4 protein-coding genes are annotated in these 4,915 nt (G+C 38.4%); 1 reads left to right on the forward strand and 3 read right to left on the reverse strand.

The genetic code is table 11. From position 1 onward, the window contains the following. Window positions 1-152: 152 nt before the first annotated feature. The 3 genes from AB1397_00180 to AB1397_00190 form a co-directional block, all read right to left on the reverse strand. Window positions 153-659: a CDP-alcohol phosphatidyltransferase family protein gene (locus AB1397_00180; GenBank protein ID MEW6481422.1), complete on the reverse strand. Its 507-nt coding sequence runs from the start codon at window positions 657-659 to the stop codon at window positions 153-155. After that, window positions 644-1,909 carry a tRNA (N6-isopentenyl adenosine(37)-C2)-methylthiotransferase MiaB gene (gene miaB / locus AB1397_00185; protein MEW6481423.1) on the reverse strand — a complete coding sequence of 422 codons (1,266 nt, stop codon included), beginning with the start codon at window positions 1,907-1,909 and terminating at the stop codon, window positions 644-646. The genes AB1397_00180 and miaB overlap by 16 nt, the downstream gene beginning before the upstream one ends. A gap of 77 nt (window positions 1,910-1,986) precedes the next feature. Beyond that, window positions 1,987-2,463 (reverse strand): type II secretion system protein, encoded by a 477-nt coding sequence (locus tag AB1397_00190; GenBank protein ID MEW6481424.1) that lies wholly within the window; start codon window positions 2,461-2,463, stop codon window positions 1,987-1,989. A gap of 143 nt (window positions 2,464-2,606) precedes the next feature. On the opposite strand from AB1397_00190, the gene AB1397_00195 reads away from it, so the two are divergent. Beyond that, window positions 2,607-4,915 (forward strand): ATP-dependent helicase (locus AB1397_00195; GenBank protein ID MEW6481425.1); only part of this gene is annotated, 2,309 nt, incomplete at its 3' end.

Here is a 4,915-nt window from a genome sequence, read left to right on the forward strand (position 1 = left end):
TTTATAAAGTTTTCCTTAAGATTATCTAAACACATACATTTTGTAAAGCGTTATGGAATTAACTATAATTCAATTAACCCCTCTCTGTCTTTCTCTCTGGCCACTGTTTTTTTTTGCTCGCTCAATCGCATCCTTATGTTTTGTATTCATTGCTAAACATTCATCAGGTAATCGATAAGGGATGTTATGGTAAATGTAAGCATAACAATGCTAATAATGTAGGTTAATTGGCTCATTCCGTTGAAAAGATAAAGAAAAATAGTCATTGCCTGGAAAATATAGGAACCCTTACCGAGCATGCCCCTTTCCTTCCCAAATGTTTCATCTGGAATTGCTTGATAGAAGACACACCAGCCAATAATTGCCAAAATCTCACGGCAAATGACCGTATAGGCTATCCATTTTGGAAAGCCCATTTTTGAAAAAAGGAGAAAAAAGGCAATAATGACAAAAATCTTGGAACAAATAGGGTTTATAACATCTGATAAACCCCCCTCTTCATCAAGAAATCTATCTGCAATTTCAAGGCTTAAGAATATAAGAAAGACAAGGATAGGAAAAATTGGCTTGTTGCGAAAAAGGGGAATTTTTTGATAAGTGACGGTAAAGATAAATAAGGGGATAAGGGCTATTCTAATAAATGCTAGTTTGTTTTGCATCTTCCTTTTAGTGTATAGGTTGAAGCATCCTCAATCTTTACTTTTATAATCTTTCCTATTAGAGAACGCTCTCCATTAAATACAACCATTTTATCTGTATCTGTCCTTCCTAGCAAGGATTTTTTATCTTTAAGGTTTTCTCCCTCAACCAGGACATTGCATTCTCTTCCTATAAGGCATTTGTTTTTCTTGTAAGATATTTCATTTTGCATTTTAATAAGATGGTTTAGCCTCTCTGTTTTTTCTTCTTCGCTTAATTCCTCTTTTAATTTATAAGCAGCTGTTCCTTCCCTTGGTGAATACTTAAACAAAAATCCTGCATCAAATTTTATAAATTCCAGAGCCTTTTCTGTCTTTTCGTAATCCTCTTTAGTTTCTCCTGGAAATCCAACAATGATGTCTGTGGTAATGGAAGGCTCTGGAAGGCTTTTTCTTATTTTCTCTACAAGTGTAATGTAATATTCAATTGTGTAACCCCTGTTCATCAGGGAAAGAATTTTATTAGAGCCAGATTGTAAGGGAAGATGAAGGTGTGGACAAATGTTTTTCTTGCTAGCAATAAGCCCAATTATCTCATCATCTATCCCCTTTGGATGGGAGGTGATAAACCTTATTCTTAAAACCCCCAGGCTTGAAACCGAGCTTAAAATATCTGCTAAATTTCCATTATTTAAATCCCTTCCATAGGATGTTATATCCTGACCAAGCAGGGTTATCTCCTTTATGCCATTCTTCAATAAAAATTCGCATTCTCTAATGATTTCGTCCCTTTTTCTGCTTTTAAGGCATCCTGTGGTATATGGAACAATGCAATATGAGCAATAATTGGAACAGCCAAAGGAAACCGGGACAAATGCCTTAATCCCTTTTTGGCAGGGAAAATTTTCTTGAACCTCACAAGGTTTTTCTTTTCCTATTACATTCCTTATCTTCTCTATATCATTTGGGGAAATGATAAAATCAAGCTGGGGAAACCTCTCAAAAAGCCTATTGCCAAGCCTTTCTGCCATACACCCAACAATGCCAATCTTTAAATTTGGATTTTTTCTCTTTAGGGATAAAAGGGTATTAAGCCTTCCACAGGCCCTATCCTCAGCATGCTTTCTCACGCTACAGGTATTAAGAAGAATAACATCTGCCCTCTCTTCATTTTCTGTCATCTCATAGCCAAGCTGAGACAATTCCTTGCTATAGACAAGGGATGTATACTTATTCATCTGGCAGCCATAAGTCTTAATAAATGCCTTCATTTTATACAAAGGGTTATTAAGAACCCTTTTTGGCAATCCGATTTTAAGAAGAAAAATACAAGGAAGGGAAGAATATTTTACTCACAGATGTAGGAACTATATGGATTTCCACCGGTATCTAACTCGTTGCTATTTATACAAACCCTACCCCTCTCCTCACCAGCTATTATAAGCACCCAGCCTCCTCCGGGGGGGTTAACTGGAATCTCTGTTACAGCATTTGCTACAAAGCACTCATTGGAGGGAGGAGCGTCAACACCCATCCGCAATACAGCCCTTGGAATATTTCCCTCCCCAAACCTTTCTTCCAACTTCGCTTTAAAGTCAGGAGCGTTTGTTGGATAATCGTATCCACCATCAGGTTGTTCGCAGGCAGCATCTATAGCAAGCTTAATGTTCTTTAAATTCTTATGGGTTGTCTTCTCACGAGCCCTGTCCATTATCAAAGTTAGTCGTCCAAGAAGAATAGCGAGGAGAATCCCCACAACTACTATTACTATCATCAATTCAATAAGGGTAAACCCTTGATTTTTTCTAAAACTTCTTACCTTCATTTCAATATCCTCCGAAATTTAAGATAGTTTAATAATAAATTATAAAAGATATTTTTGTCAAGCGAAAAAATTAGGAGCTTCTTTACCCATAAAAAAGTAAATTTTTTCTTGATGTATCTTTGATTTTCTGGTAATCTTAGATTATGCTTTTGGATGGATTAAACGAGGAGCAAAAAGAGGCTGTTTGTCATAAAGGCTCACCGCTGCTTATCATTGCCGGAGCGGGAACAGGGAAGACATCTGTGATTACAAAAAGAATAGCTTGGCTGATTGTGGAAGAAAAAATCCTTCCCCAAGAAATCCTTGCCACAACCTTTTCTGATAAGGCAGCCTATGAGATGGAAAACAGGGTTGATCTGCTTATACCCTATGGATTTACCAATTATACCATCTCAACCTTCCATTCCTTGGGGGACAGAATCTTGCGTGATAATGCATTAGAGCTTGGTCTTCCACCCGATTTTAAGGTTCTAACCAATGCAGAGCAGGTTATATTCTTAAGGGAAAATTTATTTGAATTTCCCTTAAAAAGATATAGACCTTTAACAAACCCAACCAGATACCTACAAGCATTTGTAAAGCTTATTGCAAGGTGCAAGGATGAGGACATAAAACCAGAGGAATATATTGAGTATGTAGAAGCATTGCCCAGTGAAACAGAGGAAGAAAAGGATTACAAGGAAAAGCAGGTTGAGCTTTGTTTATCCTATAAGAAATATGAAGAGCTGATGAGAAAGAATGGCTTGGTTGACTTTGGAGACCAGATTGTTCTGGTCTTAAAGCTTTTTCGTGAAAACCCCTCGGTTTTAAAATCATACAAAGAAAGGTATAGCCATATTTTGGTGGATGAATTTCAGGATACAAATTTTTCCCAATTTCAAATGCTTAAAATGCTTGCAGGAGAAAACATTACAGTCGTGGCCGACGATGACCAATCCATCTATAAGTTCCGGGGCGCAGCCATCTCAAATATATTAAATTTTCAAAGCTCATTTCCTTCCCATAAGATTATTGTCCTAAAAAAGAATTATCGCTCTTGTCAACCCATTCTGGACGCCTCCTATCGGCTTATCCAATATAACAATCCCGACCGGCTTGAGTATAAAGAGGGGATAGACAAGCATTTAGAAGGAAGAACCCAAGAGGGAAAGCCTCCAATATTTATCCACTATGAGGATGGAACATCAGAGGCAGACGCTATAGGAAAGATCATAAAGGAAAAGATAGAGCAGGGAGAAAACCCATCCTCTTTTGCTATTCTAGTCAGGGCAAATGCTGACGCAGAAATCTATAAAAGGACATTAAACCTTCTTGGCATACCATCATATTTCAGTGGCGATACCGGCCTTTATTTCCAGCCAGAGGTAAAGACATTGCTTGCATTTTTAAGGCTAATAAACAATCCCGATGATACATTAAGCCTTTACTACCTTGGCCAATCTGAGATTTACCAAATGAATCAATATGATTTGAGCAGGCTTATGGCAGAAAGCTCAAATAAAAAAAGGTCTTTGTGGTGGGTGTTTAATCAAGGGTCAAGGGTCAAGGGTCAGGGGTCAGGAGGGGTTGAGGTTTTACCTGAAACATTGGAGATTATAGAGAGGATAAAAAATGAGATAACCAGGTTTATTGAGCTTTCCGCAAAACTTTCACCAGGTGAGATTCTTTATCAATTCCTTTCTTCCTCCTATATTCCAGAGCTTACCAGCAACCTTTCCAGAGAGAATGAGAGAAAGCTTTTAAATATCGGCAGGTTCTTTGAGATAATAAAGAATATCCAGCCATTGTTAAGGTATAATAGAATCCCCGAGCTTGTCGCTTATCTTGACCTTTTGATAGAATCTGGCGATGACCCAGGGGCAATAGAGCCAGAGCCAGAGGAGGAATTGGTTAAGATTCTTACTGTGCATAAGGCAAAGGGGCTTGAGTTTAAGTATGTCTTCATCCCAAGGCTGGTGCAAAGGCATTTTCCTTCGGATAATCGGCCAGATATCCTTGAGATTCCAGAACCCCTGATCAAGGACATATTGCCCTCAGGAGACTTTCATCAGGAGGAGGAGCGCAGGCTATTCTATGTAGCAATGACAAGGGCAAAGGAGGAGCTCTATCTTACCTCAGCCAGGGATTATGGGACAAAGAGGCCTTGGAAGACATCGCAATTTGTTTATGAGGCATTGGATATTCCCAAGGAGAAACCAAAGGCATCATCCCCGATGGATAAGATTGAAATGATAAGGGATGTGCAGATTGAAACAAAGGAAATAGAGGAGAAAGGATTGATTACCCTAAGCCACTACCAAATTGATGACTATATCACCTGCCCTTTGAAATACAGGTATGTCCATATTTTAAAAGGCTTTATCCAAAAACACCCCTCAGTTATCTATGGAAATTCCCTCCATCAGGCAATCTCATTCTATTACAAAAGGAAAAAGAATGGAAAATCGCCGAC

The organism is bacterium (genome assembly GCA_040756715.1).
Lineage (GTDB): Bacteria > UBA9089 > UBA9088 > UBA9088 > UBA9088 > JBFLYE01.